At 69.9% G+C, this 17979-nt stretch carries 16 protein-coding genes; 5 read left to right on the forward strand and 11 right to left on the reverse strand.

Translation table 11 applies throughout. The features are described 5' to 3' along the window. Positions 1–10: 10 nt before the first annotated feature. The 4 genes from efeB to ABS64_RS07070 all read right to left on the reverse strand — a co-directional run bounded on the left by efeB (position 11) and on the right by ABS64_RS07070 (position 5064). Entirely contained in the window at positions 11–1327 is a 1317-nt protein-coding gene (gene efeB, locus ABS64_RS07055) for an iron uptake transporter deferrochelatase/peroxidase subunit (protein ID WP_036289626.1), read from the reverse strand. Beyond that, on the reverse strand, positions 1324–2553 hold the full coding sequence (gene efeO, locus ABS64_RS07060) for an iron uptake system protein EfeO (RefSeq protein WP_292682184.1): 1230 nt from the start codon (positions 2551–2553) through the stop codon (positions 1324–1326). Before efeO ends, efeB begins: the two co-directional genes overlap by 4 nt. After that, entirely contained in the window at positions 2550–3494 is a 945-nt protein-coding gene (gene efeU, locus ABS64_RS07065; RefSeq protein ID WP_204946632.1) for an iron uptake transporter permease EfeU, read from the reverse strand. The genes efeO and efeU overlap by 4 nt, the downstream gene beginning before the upstream one ends. 127 nt (positions 3495–3621) lie before the next feature. Beyond that, on the reverse strand, positions 3622–5064 hold the full coding sequence (locus tag ABS64_RS07070) for an XRE family transcriptional regulator (RefSeq protein ID WP_005048065.1): 1443 nt from the start codon (positions 5062–5064) through the stop codon (positions 3622–3624). A gap of 127 nt (positions 5065–5191) precedes the next feature. Here ABS64_RS07070 and ABS64_RS07075 point away from each other — a divergent pair, with 127 nt between their 5' ends. Beyond that, on the forward strand, positions 5192–7096 hold the full coding sequence (locus ABS64_RS07075) for a phosphoenolpyruvate carboxykinase (GTP) (RefSeq protein ID WP_292682189.1): 1905 nt from the start codon (positions 5192–5194) through the stop codon (positions 7094–7096). A gap of 36 nt (positions 7097–7132) precedes the next feature. On the opposite strand, the gene ABS64_RS07080 is transcribed toward ABS64_RS07075, so the two are convergent. Further along, a complete protein-coding gene (locus ABS64_RS07080) occupies positions 7133–9049 on the reverse strand; it encodes an ABC transporter ATP-binding protein (RefSeq protein WP_292682191.1) in 1917 nt (638 codons plus the stop codon). Positions 9050–9146: 97 nt separating this feature from the next. Between ABS64_RS07080 and ABS64_RS07085 the strand changes: the two genes are divergently transcribed. The 3 genes from ABS64_RS07085 to ABS64_RS07095 are packed head-to-tail and all read left to right on the forward strand — an operon-like array spanning position 9147 to position 11781. Then, the gene (locus ABS64_RS07085) at positions 9147–10088 is read left to right on the forward strand and encodes an ATP-binding cassette domain-containing protein (protein WP_292682193.1); all 942 of its coding nucleotides are present in this window, start codon (positions 9147–9149) and stop codon (positions 10086–10088) included. Further along, positions 10085–10957: an ABC transporter permease gene (locus ABS64_RS07090; protein ID WP_036289636.1), complete on the forward strand. Its 873-nt coding sequence runs from the start codon at positions 10085–10087 to the stop codon at positions 10955–10957. Before ABS64_RS07085 ends, ABS64_RS07090 begins: the two co-directional genes overlap by 4 nt. Continuing rightward, the gene (locus ABS64_RS07095) at positions 10954–11781 is read left to right on the forward strand and encodes an ABC transporter permease (RefSeq protein WP_036289638.1); all 828 of its coding nucleotides are present in this window, start codon (positions 10954–10956) and stop codon (positions 11779–11781) included. The genes ABS64_RS07090 and ABS64_RS07095 overlap by 4 nt, the downstream gene beginning before the upstream one ends. A 25-nt stretch (positions 11782–11806) precedes the next feature. On the opposite strand, the gene ABS64_RS07100 is transcribed toward ABS64_RS07095, so the two are convergent. After that, complete coding sequence (locus tag ABS64_RS07100; RefSeq protein ID WP_292682196.1) at positions 11807–13201, reverse strand: MFS transporter; 1395 nt, start codon at positions 13199–13201, stop codon at positions 11807–11809. Positions 13202–13403: 202 nt separating this feature from the next. After that, a complete protein-coding gene (locus ABS64_RS07105; protein ID WP_036289640.1) occupies positions 13404–13754 on the reverse strand; it encodes a hypothetical protein in 351 nt (116 codons plus the stop codon). Positions 13755–13876: 122 nt separating this feature from the next. Here ABS64_RS07105 and ABS64_RS07110 point away from each other — a divergent pair, with 122 nt between their 5' ends. Next, the gene (locus tag ABS64_RS07110; protein ID WP_036289642.1) at positions 13877–14161 is read left to right on the forward strand and encodes a GIY-YIG nuclease family protein; all 285 of its coding nucleotides are present in this window, start codon (positions 13877–13879) and stop codon (positions 14159–14161) included. Between the two features lie 106 nt (positions 14162–14267). Here ABS64_RS07110 and ribH read toward each other — a convergent pair whose 3' ends face one another. The 4 genes from ribH to ribD are packed head-to-tail and all read right to left on the reverse strand — an operon-like array spanning position 14268 to position 17747. After that, complete coding sequence (ribH, locus tag ABS64_RS07115; protein ID WP_036289644.1) at positions 14268–14741, reverse strand: 6,7-dimethyl-8-ribityllumazine synthase; 474 nt, start codon at positions 14739–14741, stop codon at positions 14268–14270. After that, positions 14738–16018, reverse strand: coding sequence for a bifunctional 3,4-dihydroxy-2-butanone-4-phosphate synthase/GTP cyclohydrolase II (locus ABS64_RS07120; RefSeq protein ID WP_036289646.1), 1281 nt, complete (start codon positions 16016–16018; stop codon positions 14738–14740). The genes ribH and ABS64_RS07120 overlap by 4 nt, the downstream gene beginning before the upstream one ends. Then, a complete protein-coding gene (locus ABS64_RS07125; RefSeq protein ID WP_288119053.1) occupies positions 16015–16668 on the reverse strand; it encodes a riboflavin synthase in 654 nt (217 codons plus the stop codon). The genes ABS64_RS07120 and ABS64_RS07125 overlap by 4 nt, the downstream gene beginning before the upstream one ends. Next, entirely contained in the window at positions 16668–17747 is a 1080-nt protein-coding gene (gene ribD / locus ABS64_RS07130) for a bifunctional diaminohydroxyphosphoribosylaminopyrimidine deaminase/5-amino-6-(5-phosphoribosylamino)uracil reductase RibD (RefSeq protein ID WP_036289650.1), read from the reverse strand. Before ribD ends, ABS64_RS07125 begins: the two co-directional genes overlap by 1 nt. Positions 17748–17979 lie beyond the last annotated feature (232 nt).

Genomic DNA, 17979 nt, shown 5'->3' on the forward strand with positions numbered 1-17979 from the left:
CTGCGCCTCCTCAGGCGAACAGACCGGCCCCCACATACGAGCCCTCCTCGGCTCCCGGGGGAATGGCCCACAGCCCCGAGCCGATGTGGCGGACGTACTCGCTCAGCAGATCCCTCGACAGCGCACGCTGCAGGGCGATGAACTGCGCGGGAGAGCGTTGGTACGCGAGGAAGAACAGGCCGGCGTCGAGTCGTCCGAGATCGGTGTTGCCGTCGACGTAGTTGTAGCCGCGGCGAAGGATGCGGATGCCCTTGTTGAGGTCGGGATGGGCGAGGCGCACGTGGCTGCGCGCGTCGATCGCGGGCTGGCCCGTGGCGCCGACGGCGGAGAAGTCCGGCGCCGTCTGCTCCTGCCCGCCCGAGAGCGGCGCGCCGTGCGCCTTGTCACGGCCCGTGATGCGCTCCTGCTCGCTCAGACGCACGCGATCCCACGTCTCGATGAGCATCGCGATCTTGCGCGCCACGAGATAGGAGCCGCCCACGAGCCAGGCCGGTTCGTCGCCGTCGCCGACCCAGACGTGCTGATCCAGCGCCGTCTGGCCGTCGGCGAGGATGTTGGCCGTGCCGTCCTTGAACCCGAAGAGGTTGCGGGGCGTGGCCTGATCGGCGGTCGTCTTCGACGTCTTTCCGAAGCCGAGCTGCGACCAGCGCAGCCGTGCTCGGCCGAAGGCGATGCGGCTCAGATTGCGGATCGCGTGCACGGCGACCTGCGGGTCGTCGGCGCAGGCTTGGATGCACAGGTCGCCGCCGGTGTGATCGGGCTCCAGGTCGTCGCCGAGAAATGCCGGCAACGCGGTGAGCAGGGCGGGCCGACGGTCGGCGAGTCCGTAGCGGTCGGTGCCGTCGACGGCCGTGAACAGGGTCGGTCCGACGCCGAACGTGATCGTCAGCCCGTTCGCGGCAAGGCCCAGCGCCTCACCGGTGTCGTCCGGCGGCGCCTCCGGCGAGCCTCCCACCGCGCCGCTGGCCGACACATCGAGACCCTGGGTCATCCGCGCCGCCGCGTAGGACCAGTCCTGGAGAAGCTCGATCAGATCCCCGCGGGTGGTCCCCGCCATCATGTCGAACGACGCGAAGTGAAGATGGTCCTGGACGGGCGTCGTGATCCCGGCCTGGTGCGCGCCGTAGAACGCGTAGGGCGACGCCGCGCCGGCGGCGCCGCGCGTGCGGCCGACGGCGACGCCGGCCGCCGCTCCGGCTCCGGCGCCGACGGCGAGCCCGGCCGCACCGACACCGGCCGCGAGGCCCAGCAGGCCCCGACGGCTGAGGCCGGCGCGCGGCGCGGGCTCGAGGCGGTCGTCGCCTGCGAGGGCGGGGTCGGTGCTCACTGCAGGATCGTGGAGGTCAGCTTGGACAGCGGCTCCGCCAGCGCGTTGATGAGGTCGGTGAGCTGACGCTTGTCGGCGTCGCTCAGCTGCCGGTAGTTCACGAAGCCGGCGCTCAGCGACCCGTGGCTGGCCAGCGCGGCCTCCAGGGCCGCGTAGCCGCTGTCGATCCGGCCGGCGAGCTCGGTTCCGGTCGCCCCGGAGGAGACGGCGAAGTCCTTGACGAGCGAGAACGCCATCTTCGATCCCTCGACGTTGGCCGCGAAGTCGTAGAGGTCGGTGCCGCTCCACCAGTCCTCTTCGCCGCTGATCTTTCCCGTGGCCACTTCGTCCAGGAGGGCGATCGCGCCGTTGGAGATGCCGCCGATGCCCTGCGCGTCGAGTGCCTTCTGGAACGCGTCGCCGTGGACGTAGTCGTTCAGCTCGCCCACGTCGGCGATCAGCTTCGCCCCGGAGGTCGCGCGCTCGGCGGGCGTCGAGGGCGCCCAGTCCTTCCAGGCCGGGGTTGACCCGTCGGAGTTGAGGGCATCGGGCGCCGGAACCCAGAGGTCCTTCTCGATGCGGTGGAAGCCCGTCCAGTCGAGGCCTTCCGCGGCGGCATCCACCTCGCGGTAATCGATGCGGGGATCGAGATCGCCCAGCGACTCCGCGACGGGTTCGATGCGCTCGTAGAACGCACGCGTGGTGGGGAACAGGCTCCGCGCCTTCTCATCGTCGCCGGCCTCGTAGGCGCTCACGAAGCTCGCCACGGCCGGGACGAGCTGTTCGACCTGATCCTTGACGAACGACGCGTACAGATCGACGGCCTTCTGCTTCTGCGCGGCGTCGTCGCCCGTGGCCGTGACGGCGTCGCCCGTGACGGTGAAGGCGGTGCGTCCGATGCCCTCACCGACCATGCCGGGCTTGCACAGCGTGACGTAGTCGCCGGGCTGGGCGACGACGGTGAGGGTGCGTGAGGCGCCGGGGGCGATGTTCTCGACCTCGCCGACGATGCGCAGACCGTCGGCGGCGAGGAGATAGAACTCCGTCACCTGCGAGCTGGCGTTGGTCACCGCGAACGCGAGCGTGCCGCTGGTGGCGGTCGCGGTCGACACCGTGCACGCCGTGTCGGTGGAGGTGACGGTCAGGGCGTCGGACGCGGCGACGTCGGTCTTGGCGACGCAGCCGGCAAGCACGAGGGCGGTCGCGCCGAGCGCGGCGACGGCTCCCCAGGTGCGTGTGCGGGTCATGATGCTCCTTGGTGGTGGGAGAGGTCCGCGTGGTGCGGAACCGGCGTGAGGGGTGCGGATGCCGAGGCCCGGGCGGGCCGGCGACCGAGTCCCCGGACGAAGAGGGTGCCGACGACGGCCATGTACAGGGCCCAGGCGATGACCTGCAGCCACGACATCTGCGGCATGAAGCCGACGGTGGCCTGGAGGATCGCGGCGAGAGGGCTTCCCGGCGCGATCGCCGCCGAGAGGTCGAACGCCCAGCCGAAGGGGAAGCCGGCCGCCCCCACGGCGACCGTGCCGCCCACGATGGGTGCCAGCGCGGAGAACGGACCGGGAAGGGCGCCGGCCTCCTGCAGGTCGTGGATCGCGTACGCCAGGACGCCGGCAGCGACGATCACGAGGAAGCCGCCGGTCCAGCCGAAGAAGACGCGGAGGTCGAGGCGCACCATTCCGCGGGCGAGGAGCCACCCGAGGATGACGGCGGCGGCGAGGCCGAGCAGCGCGCCGGGAAGGGCGGAAGGCGTGTCGCCGAAGGACTGCACCATCGACCACAGCAGGAGCGTCGTCTCGATGCCTTCGCGGGCGACGGACACGAATCCGATGAGGACGATTCCCCAGAGACCCCCCGTCGCGAGCGCCCGGTCGACGCCGCCCTCGAGCGTCTTCTTCATCGTGCGGGCGGTCTTCTGCATCCAGAAGATCATCCAGGTCACCATGCCGACGGCGACCAGCGAGAGCAGGCCCCCGATCAGCTCCTGTGCTTCGAACGTGAGCGCGTAGGCGCCGAAGGTGAGGATCGCGCCGATGCCGACGGCCAGGGCGACGGCCAGGCCCACGCCGATCCACAGCCGGGGAAGGACGTCGCGCCGGTCGATGCGGCGCAGGTAGGCGACGAGGATGCCGACGACGAGCGCGGCTTCGAGGCCTTCGCGGAGGCCGATCAGGAAGGTGGCAAGCACGAGCGTTTCTTCGGGGAGGGGAAGTGAGGTTAGGCGAACCTCACAAACAGCGAGCGTACACCGCTGCGTCGCGCCCACTCAACCGTCGTCGCGCCTGCTCCCGGGCAGATGCCGGTGCCGGATGTCGTCAGCCCTGGGCGTGCCGATCGAGGAAGGCGTAGACCTCGCCGTCGTCGACGCCGGGGAAGGCGCCGCGCGGCAGCGGTGAGAACATCTGCATGTGCACGCGGGCACTCGGCCACGCGCGACCCTCCCAGCGTGCCGTGAGATCGGCATCCGGCCGTCGGCAACACGACTCGTCGGGGCACGTCGAGATCGCGCGCTTCTGCGTCTCGCGGCCGCGGAACCAGCGCGCGTCGTCGAAAGGCACCCCGACGGTGATCGAGAACTCGCCGTCCGAGGTGCGTCCGGTCTGCGACGAGCACCAGAAGGTACCGGCGGGGGTGTCGGTGTACTGGTAGTGCTCGACCGTGCGGTTCTGCTCCGAGAAGGCGGCGCGCGCGGCGAAATGCCGGCACACGACTTGTCCCTCGACCGATCCGGTGACGTCCATCGGCAGCGGCAGGTCATCGTTCTCGTAGGCGCGGGTGATGGCGCCCGAGCCGTCGACCCGCAGGAAGTGCAGGCGGATGCCGATGTGCTGCGTCAGGAGGTTCGTCAGCCGCATGCCGGCGGCCTCGTGGGTCACGCCGAACGCATCGCGGAAGTCCTCGACGGCCAGGTTGCGATCCTTCTTCGCCTGGGTCAGGAAGGCGACCGAGGCGGTCTCGGGCATGAGACAGCAGGCCGCGAAGTAGTTGATCTCGAGCCGCTGCTGGAGGAAGTCGGCGTAGTCACTGGGCGGTGTGTGTCCGAGCAGCCGGTGGGCCATGGCCTGCAGGGCCATCGAGCGCAGGCCGTGGCCGCCGGGGATCGATGCCGGCGGCAGGTAGATCCTGCCGTTCTCCAGGTCGGTGACCGAGCGGGCCGAGTGGGGGAGATCATCGACGTAGATCAGTTCGAAACCGAGCTGGGACGCCATGATGCTGACCGTGCGGTGGGTGAGGGCGCCCGAGACGTGGCCGGCGGCCTTCAGCTGCTTCTCCGCGAGCTTTTCGATCTCGGGGAGGTAGTTGTCCTTGGCGCGCATGCGCAGCCGCAGCTCGGTGTTGGCGCGTCGGGCCTCCTCAGGCGTAGCGATCGCCGCGCGCTCGCGCCGCTGCAGCTCACGGTGCAGCCCCAGCACAGACTCGATTGTCTCGTCGGAGGTCGCCTTGGTCACCCGCAGAGCCGGGATACCGAGGCTGCGGAAGACGGGGGACTGCTGCGCACGTTCGAGTTCGAGCTCGAGGGCGGCCCGGCGGTTGGGCGGCTCGGCGGAGAGCAGATCGGTGACGTCGGTGCCGGTGGCGGCGGCGATCGCCTGCAACAGCGAGAGCTTCGGCTCGCGCTTGCCGTTCTCGATCAGGCTCAGCTGGCTGCCGGCGACGCCGACGATCGCGCCGAGCTCGTCGAGGGTGAGCCCGTGCGACACCCGTTGGTGGCGGATGCGATGACCGAGCGTCGACAGCTCTAGGGACGTGGGTGGCATTCCTTGAGCATAGCGAAAGAATCACGTTTCTTGACGACGTCAGGGCATGCAAATCCGTCGTGAGGAGCTCAATCTGGAAGAGACCCCTCCGGATCGCCCCACCGACGCCACGCTGAAGGAGCCCGACATGGCCATCGCCGACATGTTCACCCGCCCGACCGCCATTCGCACCGCCACGGGGGCCGACGCGGCCGACGAGCCCCGCGGCGGGTTCGGGATGCGACCGGTCCTGGCCGGCGCAGGCTTGGAGGCGCTGCTCGCCTGGGTCGACGAGGTCGCCGCCCTGACGCAGCCCGCGCGCATCCACTGGGTCGACGGTTCCCGCGCCGAGAACGAGGCTCTTCTTCGCCAGCAGGTCGACGAAGGCAAGCTCATCAAGCTCAACCCCGAGTGGCGACCGGGCTCCTACCTCGCCCGCTCGCACCCGAGTGACGTCGCTCGCACGGAGGCGCGCACCTTCATCGCCTCGGCGCGACAGGAGGATGCCGGCCCCACCAACAACTGGGCACAGCCCGATCAGATCCGGGCGACCATCACCCCGCTGTTCGAGGGGTCGATGCGGGGACGCACGATGTACGTCGTGCCCTTCTCGATGGGCGCCGTCGGCGGTCCGCTCTCGCACATCGGCGTACAGATCACCGACAGCGCGTACGCGGTGACCTCCATCGGCATCATGACGCGCGTCGGCACTGCGGTGCTGGAGCAGATCGCTGCCGGCAAGCCCTGGGTCAAGACGGTGCACTCGGTCGGCGCGCCGCTGGCCCCCGGCCGGGAAGACGTCGCCTGGCCCTGCAACGACGAGAAGTACATCGTGCACTTTCCCGACACGCTCGAGGTGTGGTCGTTCGGATCGGGCTACGGCGGCAACGCGATCCTCGCGAAGAAGTGCTTCGCACTGCGCATCGCCTCGGTCATCGGACGCGAGGAGGGGTGGCTCGCCGAGCACATGCTGCTGATCCGCGTCATCAGCCCGGAGGGCAAGCGCTTCCACCTCGCCGCCGCCTTCCCCTCCGCGTGCGGCAAGACCAATCTGGCGATGCTGCGCCCCACGATTCCGGGGTGGCGCGTCGAGACCCTCGGCGACGACATCGCGTGGCTTCGCCCCGGCGACGACGGGCGGCTGTGGGCCATCAACCCCGAGGCCGGCTTCTTCGGGGTGGCGCCGGGAACGGGCGCGTCGACCAACGTGGCGGCCGTCGAAACGCTGTGGGGCAACACGATCTTCACGAACGTGGCCCTGCGTCCCGACGGAGACGTCTGGTGGGAGGGTCTCACCGATGACGTCCCGTCGGAGCTGATCGACTGGGAGGGCAAGCCCTGGACCCCGGCCATGGGCCGCCCGGCCGCCCACCCCAACTCGCGCTTCACCGTCAGCGCGGGACAGTGCCCGCAGATCGCCCCCGACTGGGAGGCATCCGAGGGCGTGCCGCTGGACGGCATCCTGTTCGGCGGGCGCCGCGCCACGAACGTCCCGCTCGTGCTCGAGGCCACCGATTGGACCCACGGCGTGTTCCTCGGCTCGAACATCTCCTCCGAGCGCACCGCTGCCGCCGAAGGGACCGTCGGCGAGCTGCGCCGCGACCCCTTCGCGATGCTCCCGTTCTGCGGCTACAACATGGCGGACTACTTCGGCCACTGGCTCAAGGTCGGCCAGCGTCTGCGCTTCGACCGCGCCCCGCGCATCTTCCAGGTCAACTGGTTCCGCAAGGGCGAGGACGGCCGCTTCCTCTGGCCGGGGTTCGGCGACAACGCACGCGTGATCGACTGGATCATCCGCCGCATCGAGGGAGTGGTCCCCGCCATCGACAGCCCGATCGGACGGCTGCCGCGCACGGAAGATCTGAACCTCGATGGCATCGAGGTGCCGGACGCCGACCTCGAGGCCCTGTTCGCTATCGACCGCGACCTGTGGCTGCAGGAGGCCGGGCTCACGGAGGAGTTCTACCGCACGTTCGAGGGGCGGGTGCCGCCGGCGCTGTACGCCGAGCTCGCGGCTCTTCGCTACCGCCTCAAGCTCGCCGCGTCGCGGTGATGCGGCTGACGCGCACGCGTGTGTCGTGATCGCGGGTCAGACGAGCAGCTGGTGCTTCGCGAGGTCGCGATAGAGCGGCACGGTCTCGACGAGTTGGGAGTGGGTGCCCTGCCCGACGACTCGACCGTGGTCCATCACGACGATCAGGTCGCTGTCGACGACCGTCGACAAGCGGTGCGCGATCACGACGAGCGTCCGCCCCGAGGCGACGGCGTCGATCGCTTCGCGCATGCGCTGTTCGTTGAGGCCGTCGAGCGATGACGTCGACTCGTCCAGCAGCAGAATCGGGGGAGCAGCCAGCAGCGCTCGGGCGATCGCGAGCCGCTGCCGTTCGCCGCCCGAGAGCATGACGCCGGCCTCGCCCACCGGCGCGTCCAGACCCAGGCTCGAGCGTTCCAGGACGTCGCCGAGGTTCACGGCGCGCAGCACGCGGGCGCATTCCTCGTCGGATGCCGACGGCGACGCCAACCGCAGGTTGTCCGCGATCGTCCCGGCGAGGGTCGGTGCGTCCTGCTCGACATAGCCGAGCTGGGCGCGCAGCCGCGTGCGGTCGATGCCGCGGAGGTCGACGCCGTCGAGCAGGATCGAGCCCGCCGTCGGGTCGTAGAACCGCTCGATCAGCGCGAGGGTGGTGGACTTGCCCGCACCCGACGGCCCGACCAGGGCGACGCGCGCCCCGCGCGGGACGCGGAACGACACGCCGCGCAGCACCTCGCCGGCCGCTTCCGAGACCGCCACCGTCGCGTCGGCGTGGGCCTCGGCGAGCAGGGCCGCCGCCTCGGTCTCCGAGCGACGGCGCGCGTTGACCACGGCATCCGGATACGCGAAATGCACGTCGCGGAACTCGATCGCCGACGTCGTCTCGTGGTTCTCGTGCGCGGCGGCCGTCGAGATCGGAGAGGTGCCGACGGCGACGGATGCCGCGACCTCCGCATCGCGCGCCGTCTCGGTGCGCAGGTCCAGCACCTCCTGGATGCGTCCCAGTGCGCCCAGGGCCTGCCCGACCGAGGTGATCGCTCCGAAGAACGAGCCGAGTGGCTGCACGAGGAAGAACAGGAACATCACGAACGTCACCAGCCCGGCGATCGTGATCGCTCCGGAGGCGACGCGGAAGCCGCCGACACCGAGGACGACGAGCAGCGACAGCTGGAGGGCGACGCCGGCGACCGGCACCACGAACGCCGATGCCTTCGCGACCTGCACGCCGGCCTCGTACGCACCGCGCGCCGTGTGCTCGATGCTCTCGCGTTCGCGGTCGGACGCACCCGAGGCGCGGATCGTGCGGATCGATCCGACCGCGCGCTCCACGCCCGAGGCCAGCTCGCCCACCTTCTCCTGCTGCACGGCGGTCGCCCGGCGGATCCGCCCGCTGAGCGCCACCACGACGGCGACCGACGCGCCGACGACGACCAGGATGAGCACCAGCAGCACCGGATCGATGATGAACATCGCCACGATCGCGCCCACGAAGATGAGCGCATTGCCGATCGAGTCCGCCAGCCCCTGGGTGAGCACCGCGTACAGCAGGGTCGTGTCGGTGCCGACGCGCGAGACGAGGTCGCCCGTGCGTCGTGCGTCGTACTCCTGTACGGGAAGGTGCAGCAGCTGTGCGATGAGACGGCGCCGACTCGAGTAGACGACCGCCGTGCCCGTGCGCTGCAGGAGGAAGTGCTGGATGCCGCTGATCACCGAGGAGGCGATGACGAGACCCACCAGCACCCACACCAGCAGACCCAGCGGGTTCTGCTTCTGCACCCGGTCGATGACCTGACCGACCACCAGCGGCTGGGCGAGGGTCGCGACGGCGGCGAGCACGCTCAGCACAGCGACGACGACGAGAACGCCCTTCTGCTCGAAGACGAAGGGGAGTAGCTGTCGCAGACTCGCGCGAGGGCCGTCATCGGGCGCGCGGCGGCGGGAGCGGGAAGGGCGGGTGGTGCTGGCAGAGGACATGAGGCGCTTTCCTGCGGTGTTCGGGTACTTCTATCTTCTCTCTCGACGACGACGAGCATCGCCGCACGGTGTCGGAGGCACTGGGTAGGGTGGGTCGGTGCCTGCTCCCGTCATCTCCGCGCATCAGCTCGTGAAGTCCTACAAGGTCAAGGGCAAGCCCGACTTCGTCGCCGTCGACGGTCTCAGCTTCGAGGTCGCGCCCGGTGAGTCGTTCGGTCTTCTCGGTCCCAACGGCGCCGGCAAGTCGACGACGATGAAGATGATCGGCGCGGTCTCCACCCGCTCCGGCGGCGACCTGCAGATTCTCGGCCTCGACCCGGATCGCTACGGTCCCGAGATCCGGTCCCGGCTCGGCGTCGTGCCGCAGCAGGACAACCTCGACGGCGAGCTCAACGCCCGCGAGAACCTGTACATCTACGGCCGGTACTTCGGCCTCCCCAGCAAGGTGTGCCATGAGAAGGCCGATGAGCTGCTCGCCTTCGCGCAGCTCGAGGACAAGGCGAAGAACAAAGTCGACCAGCTCTCCGGCGGCATGAAACGGCGCCTCACCATCGCGCGAGGGCTCATCAACGATCCGCGCATCCTGCTGCTCGATGAGCCGACCACGGGCCTCGACCCGCAGGCGCGTCACGTCCTGTGGGACCGCCTGTTCCGCCTCAAGGAGCGCGGCACGACCCTGGTGCTGACCACGCACTACATGGACGAGGCCGAACAGCTCTGCGATCGACTCATCGTCGTCGACAAGGGCCGCATCATGGCGGAGGGCACCCCGGCATCCCTCATCCGCGAGCACTCCAGCCGGGAAGTGCTCGAAGTGCGCTTCGGCTCCGACCGCAACGCCCAGGTCGCGGGCAGCCTCGGCGGCATCGGCGAGCGGGTCGAGGTGCTTCCCGACCGCATTCTCATCTACGCGGACAACGGCGAGGCCGCTCTCGAACGCATCACCGGACAGGGGCTCGAGCCGATCACCTCGCTGGTGCGGCGCTCGTCGCTGGAAGACGTGTTCCTGCGCCTCACGGGAAGGTCGCTGATCGAATGAGCGCCGCCCAGACGGATGCCGGGACGCACCCCAGCCTGGACGAACTGCGTGCCGAAGCGATGCAGTGGGGGCGCAAGCCCCGCCGCCGCGGCGGGTGGTACGTCACCGAGCACATGGTCCGCGCGATGCGCGCCTACGGGTGGACGATCATCGTCGGCGCGGTCGGTCAGCCCATCCTGTACCTGCTGGGGCTCGCCGTGGGCCTGGCGGCCCTCATCCGCGTGCCGATCGTCGATCACGGCCAGGAGGTGAGCTACCTCATATTCGTCGCTCCGGCGCTGCTGGCGACCGCGACGATCTCGGTGGCCAGCGAGGAGCTCACCTACCCGGTCATGGCGGGCTTCAAATGGCGCCGCTACTTCTACGGCTTCAACGCCTCGCCGCTGTCGAGCCCGCAGATCGCCAACGGCGTCGTCGCCGGAGCGACGGCGCGGATGGTCGTCGCCTCGGCTGCCTACTACCTCATCGTGTGGCTGCTGCCCTTCGGCGCGGTGCCTCACCCCGCGACGGGATGGCTCGCGGTGTTCGCCGGTGTGCTGGCCGGGCTCGCCTTCGGCATCCCGCTCATGGCCTATGCGGGCTCGATCGAAGACGACAAGGGACAGTTCGCTCTCGTGCAGCGCTTCCTCTTCATGCCGATGTTCCTCTTCTCCGGAACGTTCTATCCGCTGGACTCGCTGCCGCTGTGGTTGCAGTGGATCGGGTGGGTCTCACCGCTCTGGCACGGCGCCGAACTCGGACGCGTCGCCACATACGGCGCGGCCGTCGACCCGGTGATGGTCACGGTCCACCTCGTCTATCTGCTCGCCCTCGCGGTGGTCGGCTACCTGTTCGCCCGCCGCGTCTTCACCGAGAGGCTCGCGAAGTGAGCGCCGTCGTCGAGGTGTCCTCCACCGTGGCCCGTCGCGGGGGCGTGCGCGCGCTGTGGGCGGGCAACCCCGGTGCCGTCGTCCAGCGCGGCCTCATCGCCGCGCGGTCTTCCAGCTGGGCGGTCGTGCTCTCGGGCTTCTTCGAGCCGGTGTTCTACCTCGCCTCGATGGGCATCGGTCTCGGCGCGCTGATCGGCGACGTCGAGACCGCCCAGGGCGCGAGCGTCAGCTACGCCGCCTTCATCGCGCCGGCGCTGCTGGCCGTCTCGGCGATGAACGGGGCGATCTACGACTCCACGTGGAACGTCTTCTTCAAGCTCAACTACGGCAAGCTCTACGAGGGCATGCTCGCCACCTCGCTCGGCCCGCTCGATGTCGCCCTGGGCGAGATCCTCTACGCGCTGCTGCGTGGGCTGGCGTATGCGACCGGGTTCATGATCATCATGCAGATCCTCGGGCTCAACCTCGCCTGGACGGCGGTGCTCGCCCTGCCCGCGGTGGTCCTGATCGCGTTCGGCTTCGCGAGTCTCGGCATGGCCGTCACCAGTTACATGAAGACGTTCCAGCAGATGGACTGGATCAACTTCGTGCTGCTGCCGATGTTCCTCTTCTCCGCCACCTTCTACCCGATCACGGTCTACCCGGGCTGGGTGCAGCAGATCGTCATGGCGCTGCCGCTGTGGCACGGGGTCGAGCTGATCCGGGGGCTGACGACCGGCATCCTCAACGTCGACATGCTGTGGCACGTCCTCTATTACGTCGCGATGATCGCGATCGGTCTCGTGTTCACCACGAAGCGGCTGCGCGCGCTGTTCCTCGACTGAGCGGCCGCCGTTCGTGCGTGAGTCGTCAGAGTGAGCCGGTCTCGCCGAGGCCGATGTTCGTCTCGTAGTCGACGTCCTTGGTCTCGCGGGAGAGGATCAGTGCGATGAGGGTGAGCACGGCGGAGCCCGACAGGTAGAGGCCCACGAGCCACGGCTCGCCGCCGCCGGCGGCCCACAGCCCCAGTGCGATCGACGGTGCGACGGCGGCGCCGAGGATCGACGAGACGTTGTAGGCGATCGCCGAGCCGGTGTAGCGGACGTTCGTCGGGAAGAGCTCCGGCAGCACGGCGCCCATGGGGCCGAAGGTGGCTCCCATCAGCATGAAGCCGAACACGAGGAAGGCCTGCACCAGCGCACCCGTGAACTTCGGATCAACGGCCGGAAGCAGGAAGACGTTGAACGTGAGGCCGAGCACGCCGATCAACGCGGTGACCCAGATGAGGAGCTTGCGGCGGCCGACCGCGTCGGCGATGGGGCCCGACAGCAGGGTGAACACCCCGAAGAACACCACGCCGATGATCTGCATGATCACGAAGTCGGTGTAGCCGAATCCGAGGCCGGCGACCGGCGCATCCGTCGCCTTCGTGCCGTAGGCGAGGGTGAAGCTCGTCATCAGGTAGAAGAGCACATACGTGGCGAGCATGATGAACGTGCCGAGGATCAGGTTCTTCCAGTGTCCGCGGACGACCTCCCCCAGGGGGAAGCGGCGGATGGCGCCCCTCTTCTCGGCGGTCGTGAAGGTCTCGGACTCGACGAGCTTCAGGCGCACCCAGAGGCCGATGATCACCATCACGGCCGAGAAGAGGAAGGGCACGCGCCAGCCCCAGGCGAGGAAGGCCTCGGAGCGCTGCGTCGGGCCGTCGGGGTGCGGCAGGGCGAAGTTGATCACGAGGAAGAGCGCGTTCGCGATGATGAAGCCGATCGGAGCGCCCAGCTGCGGGAAGGTGCCGTACCAGGCGCGCTTGCCCTTCGGGGCGTTCTCCGTGGCCACGAGCGCGGCGCCCGACCACTCGCCGCCGAGGGCGAATCCCTGGAACAGGCGGAGGATCAGCAGCAGGAGGGCCGCCCACCAGCCGATGCCCGAGAACGTCGGCAGACACCCGATCAGGAAGGTCGCGATGCCCATCGTGAGCAGCGACGCGACGAGCGTGGCCTTTCGACCGAAGCGGTCGCCGAAGTGTCCGAAGACCACCGCGCCGATGGGGCGCGCGATCATCGCGGCCCCGAAGACGGCGAACGACGACAGGAGGGCGGTGGTCTCGTTGCCGGTCGGGAAGAAGAGGGCGGGGAAGACGAGCACGGCGGCGGTCGCGTAGACGTAGAAGTCGTAGAACTCGATCGTCGTTCCGACCAGGCTCGCGGTGATCACGCGGGCGCGGGAGTTGACGGGTGCGGTGGGGGCCGCGGTGGCTGAGGACATGCGCAGAGGCTACCTATCGATGAGAGATCGTAGGTCCTCGTGGGACGCACCGGTGGTGGGCGTCCGGGGCAGGGGTGTGTGCAGCGGGCGCCGCGACAATGAGGTCACCGGGGCGCCGGCAGGTTCCCGGCGCACGGCTATCGAGTCTACGCCGCGTGGCGCGTCTCGTTCGTGCAGCGGGAACCTGCCGGCGTCGACGCGGTCAGCGCCAGAGGACGGCGAGGGCGGCGTTGAGGAAGGTCAGGATGCCGACCAGCCAGAACATGGCCGGCGGCACGGATCCGGTCTTGCGCTGGCGAGCGGTGCCGATTCCGAGGAGCGCGCCGATCGCGAGCAGCACGACGAGCTTGACGCCCAGCTTCGTGTAGTTCAGCGGGTAGTCGATGCCCCACGGCGCGGCCAGGGCGAGGCCGGCGACGGCGGCGACGAGCATGCCCCACGTCATCAGGCGGGTGACGCGCCGCTGTCCCACCGCCTCGACGACCCAGGCGCCGAAGAGGATGGCGAATCCGGTGAGATGGACGAGGACGACGACGTGACGCAGGATCTCCATGCCTTCAGCCTAACTGATAGTGCGCGCGTCCGCGCCCCCGGTCGTTGAGCGAGCAGCGAGTCGAAACGCGGTTCCTGTGGATTGTCGCCGTGGCAACCGTCGCGGACGACTAACGTCGCGGCATGCCCTTCGTGTACATGCTCCGTTGCGCCGACGGCACGTTGTACGTCGGCAGCACGCTCGATCTCGATCGGCGCCTCGCCCAGCATGCCGCCGGGGAGGGAGCCGTCTACACGCGGAGACGCCTGCCGGTCGAGCTGGTGTGGAGTGCGGAGATGGCGCGTGTCTCCGATGCCTTCGCGTGGAAGAAGCGGTTGCAGGGATGGAGCCACGCGAAGCGGCTCGCCTACGCGCAGGGCGGCATCGATGCCGTGCGCGGGTGGAGCGCGCGTCACCGCCGAGGCTGAGGGCGTTTCGACTCGGCGCTGCGCGCCTCGCTCAACGACCGGGATGAGAGCCCCGGTCGTTGAGCGAGCGCAGCGAGTCGAAACGCGGCTTCTGGTCGGTGCGGTGTCAGCCGCGAAGGCGCTGCAGCAGCAGCGCGGTGCGCAGCGCGGCATCCGCGGCTTCCGCGCCCTTGTCCTCCTTCGAGCCCGGAAGGCCCGCCCGGTCGATGCCCTGCTGCTCGTCGTCCAGGGTCAGCACCCCGAAGCCGACCGGCTTGCCGGTGTCGAGGGCGACACGGGTGAGGCCGTCGGTGGCCGCCGACGACACGAAGTCGAAGTGGGGTGTGCCCCCGCGGATGATGACACCGAGTGCGACGACGGCGTCCGCCCCGGCATCCAGGGCCGCCTTCGCCGCGACGGGCAGCTCGAACGAGCCGGGAACGCGCTCCAGGCTCCACTCGGCCCCGGATGCCGCGAGCACCCGCTCCGCGCCGGCGATCAGGCCGTCGGTGATGACGTCGTGCCAGAGGCCGGCGATGACGACGACCCGCAGTCCGGTCGCGTCGATCGGGACGGTCTGGGGGGCTCCGTCGCCGCTCATGCGTGCTCCTCCGTGCTGTGGGCGAGAGCCGCGTCGAGCTCTGCCGCGCTGATGATGTGGCCCATGCGATCGCGCTTGGTGGCCAGGTACTGATGGTTGTTGGCGCCGACGCCGACGAGCAGCGGCACCTGCTCGACGATATCGAGTCCGAGCTCGCGCAGCTGCTTCACCTTGTCGGAGTTGTTGGTCAGGAGCCGGATGCTGTCCACACCCAGATCCGCGAGGATGCCGCCGGCTGCCGCGTAGTCGCGGGCGTCGGCGGGCAGGCCCAGCGCGAGGTTCGCATCGACGGTGTCGAGGCCCCGCTCCTGCAGGCTGTAGGCGCGCAGCTTGTTGATGAGGCCGATGCCGCGGCCCTCGTGGCCGCGCATGTAGATGACGACGCCGCCGTCCTTGTCGATGCGCTCCAGCGCGGCGTCCAGCTGCGGGCCGCACTCGCACTTCTGGGAGCCAAAGGCTTCACCGGTGAGGCACTCGGAGTGCACGCGCACGAGCGGGGCCTTCTCGGTGAGGTCACCCGAGACGACCGCGATGTGGTCGGTGCCGGTCACGCGGTCCTTGTACGCCAGAAAGCGGAACGTTCCGTGCGAGGTGGGCACGGTCGCCTCGGCGCGCAGGCTCACGCGGCGCTTCTGGGCCGCCGCCTGCGCAGCGGGCGCGGCGACCGGTTCGACCTCGTCGAGGTAGGCGATGAGCTGTTCGATCGTGATCACCGGAACGCCCTCCCGCTCGCCCATCTCCATCAGACCCGGCAGACGCATCATCGACCCGTCCTCGGCGACGACCTCGCCGATCGCCGCGACAGGCTGCAGACCCGCGAGACGCATCAGCTCGACGCCGGCCTCGGTGTGACCCGCACGCTCGCGCACGCCGCCGTCCACCGCGCGCAGCGGCAGGATGTGACCCGGCCGGATCACCGACGACGGCACGGATGCCGGGTCGGCCAGCACATTGAGGGTGTGCGAGCGGTCGGTCGCGCTGATGCCGGTCGAGACGCGGTCGGCGGCATCCACGCTCACCGTATAGGCGGTGCCGCGGGCGTCCTCGTTCACCGCGACCATCGGCGGCAGGTCGAGGCGGTCGGCCCACTCGGCGGGCATGGGCGCACAGATGAAGCCGCTGGACCAGCGGATCGTCCAGGCGAGCCACTCGGGCGTGGCGAGCTGGGCCGACAGGATGATGTCACCCTCGTTCTCGCGGTTCTCATCGTCGGCGACGATGACGGGACGTCCGGCGCGCAGCGCCTCGAGGGCCTCGGGGATGGTGGCAAGGCTCATCGTGAGCCTCCTTCGGTGAGGGAGTCGGCGGAATCGGAAACGGTGGGGGCGAAGGCGAGCAGGCGCTGCACGTGGCGCGCCAGGATGTCGGTCTCGAGGTTGACGCGGTCGCCGGCAACGCGGTCGCCGAGGGTCGTCGCCTCCAGGGTCTCGGGAATCAGCGACACCTCGAACCAGGCATCGGCGGCGGCGGCATCCGACGCATTCGAAACCGTGAGAGAGACCCCGTCGACGGCGATCGATCCCTTGTCGACGACGAGCGGAGCGAGGTCCGCGGGCAGCGAGATGCGGATGACGCGCCACTCGGCGCCGGGGCGCACCTCCCGCACCGTGCCGGTCCCGTCGACGTGTCCCTGAACGATGTGTCCGCCCAGGCGGCCGTGTGCGGCCATTGCGCGCTCGAGGTTGACGCGGGTGCCGGGGCCGAATGCGCCGAGGGTCGCCATGTCCAGGCTCTGGCGCATCACGTCGGCGGTGAACCAGTCCTCGCCCTGGTCGACGACGGTCAAGCAGACGCCGCTGACCGAGATCGAGTCGCCGTGGTGGGCGTCGGAGACGGCCAGCGGGGCACGGACGGTCATCCGCACACCGTCACCCGACGGCTCGACGGCGACGATCTCGCCGCGCTCTTCGATGATTCCGGTGAACATCAGTTCTCTTCCTTCGTGGTGGAGGTGTGTGAGCAGGCCGTGCCGTCGAACCGGCCGACGATGAGCAGGTCGTCGCCGAGATGTTCCACGGATGCCGCGCGCAGTCGCCGCTGGTTGCCGATTGAGGTGACGCCGATATCGCCGAGGGCCAGGCGAGGCCCCCCGAGCAGGGTGGGAGCGACGTACACGAGCACCTCGTCGGCGAGCTGCTGGCGGAGGAAGGACGATGCGAGAGTCGGTCCCCCCTCGACGAAGACGCGGTGTGCGCCGAGCTCGCGGAGGCGCTCCAGAAGGTCGGGCAGATCCTCGCCCTCGTCCTGCATGAACGGGCGCGGATGCCGGCGCACGGCGGCTTCCTGCGGCACGGCTCGGGTCCCGACGACCACCGGCCGCGGCTGCTCGTCATAGAGCGAGCCGTCGGGGCGGCGTGCGGTGAGGGCGGGATCGTCGGCCAGCAGCGTGCCGGTGCCGACCACGATCGCGTCGGCGAGGCTGCGGCGGCGATGCACATCGGTGCGGGCTGCCGGACCGGTGATCCACTGGCTGGTGCCGTCGGCGGCGGCGCCGCGGCCGTCGAGCGACTGCGCCCACTTCACGGTGACCTGGGGGCGGCCGAGCCGCTGCACCTCCAGCCAGGAGGCCAAGAGCGCGCCACCCTCGTCGGCGCGCCAGCCGCCGATCACGTCGACCCCGGCCTCGCGCAGACGTGCGGCGCCGCCCGAAGAGGCCTCGCCGGGATCGGTGACGGCGAACACCACGCGCGCGATACCGGCGGCGATGAGCGCTTCGCTGCAGGGACCGGTGCGGCCGGTGTGGTTGCACGGTTCGAGGGTGACGACGGCGGTCGCACCGCGCGCGGCATCCGCCCCCGACGCGGCGGCGAGGTTCGTCAGCGCGTCGACTTCGGCATGAGCCGTGCCGGCTCCCCGGTGCCACCCTTCGGCGAGCACCTCGCCGTCGGAGGAGAGCAGCACGGCGCCGACCTGCGGGTTGATGCCGCGCGGCCCCCGTCGAGCGATCTCGAGGGCGCGCTGCATCGCACGGTCGATCGCCGTGTCGTCGCGGTCTGTCGCGGCCATCCGTCGTCCTCCTGTGAGGCTCCGGGGCACGGCCGACACCGCAGACGCCGCCGCGTGCGCGCGACCACGTCCGTGCTGCCTCCCATCCGGACTAGCGATCGGGTTCTGTCGAACCGTCATGCATCACCGTCGGTCCCGGAGTTCCACCGGATCAACCCCTCGTGAGAGGGGCTCGCGGACTGTCACCGCCGGTTCGGATTCACACCGACCCCGGAGCACGTTTCTTGCACTT

The organism is Microbacterium sp. SCN 69-37 (assembly GCF_001724435.1).
GTDB lineage: Bacteria > Actinomycetota > Actinomycetes > Actinomycetales > Microbacteriaceae > Microbacterium > Microbacterium laevaniformans.

Coding starts and splice junctions, on each gene's coding strand:
- efeO (WP_292682184.1), bottom strand. CDS start 2,553: ATGACCCGCACACGCACCTGGGGAGCCGTCGCCGCGCTCGGCGCGACC.
- ABS64_RS07070 (WP_005048065.1), bottom strand. CDS start 5,064: ATGCCACCCACGTCCCTAGAGCTGTCGACGCTCGGTCATCGCATCCGC.
- ABS64_RS07075 (WP_292682189.1), top strand. CDS start 5,192: ATGGCCATCGCCGACATGTTCACCCGCCCGACCGCCATTCGCACCGCC.
- ABS64_RS07080 (WP_292682191.1), bottom strand. CDS start 9,049: ATGTCCTCTGCCAGCACCACCCGCCCTTCCCGCTCCCGCCGCCGCGCG.
- ABS64_RS07090 (WP_036289636.1), top strand. CDS start 10,085: ATGAGCGCCGCCCAGACGGATGCCGGGACGCACCCCAGCCTGGACGAA.
- ABS64_RS07100 (WP_292682196.1), bottom strand. CDS start 13,201: ATGTCCTCAGCCACCGCGGCCCCCACCGCACCCGTCAACTCCCGCGCC.
- ABS64_RS07105 (WP_036289640.1), bottom strand. CDS start 13,754: ATGGAGATCCTGCGTCACGTCGTCGTCCTCGTCCATCTCACCGGATTC.
- ABS64_RS07110 (WP_036289642.1), top strand. CDS start 13,877: ATGCCCTTCGTGTACATGCTCCGTTGCGCCGACGGCACGTTGTACGTC.
- ribH (WP_036289644.1), bottom strand. CDS start 14,741: ATGAGCGGCGACGGAGCCCCCCAGACCGTCCCGATCGACGCGACCGGA.
- ABS64_RS07120 (WP_036289646.1), bottom strand. CDS start 16,018: ATGAGCCTTGCCACCATCCCCGAGGCCCTCGAGGCGCTGCGCGCCGGA.
- ABS64_RS07125 (WP_288119053.1), bottom strand. CDS start 16,668: ATGTTCACCGGAATCATCGAAGAGCGCGGCGAGATCGTCGCCGTCGAG.
- ribD (WP_036289650.1), bottom strand. CDS start 17,747: ATGGCCGCGACAGACCGCGACGACACGGCGATCGACCGTGCGATGCAG.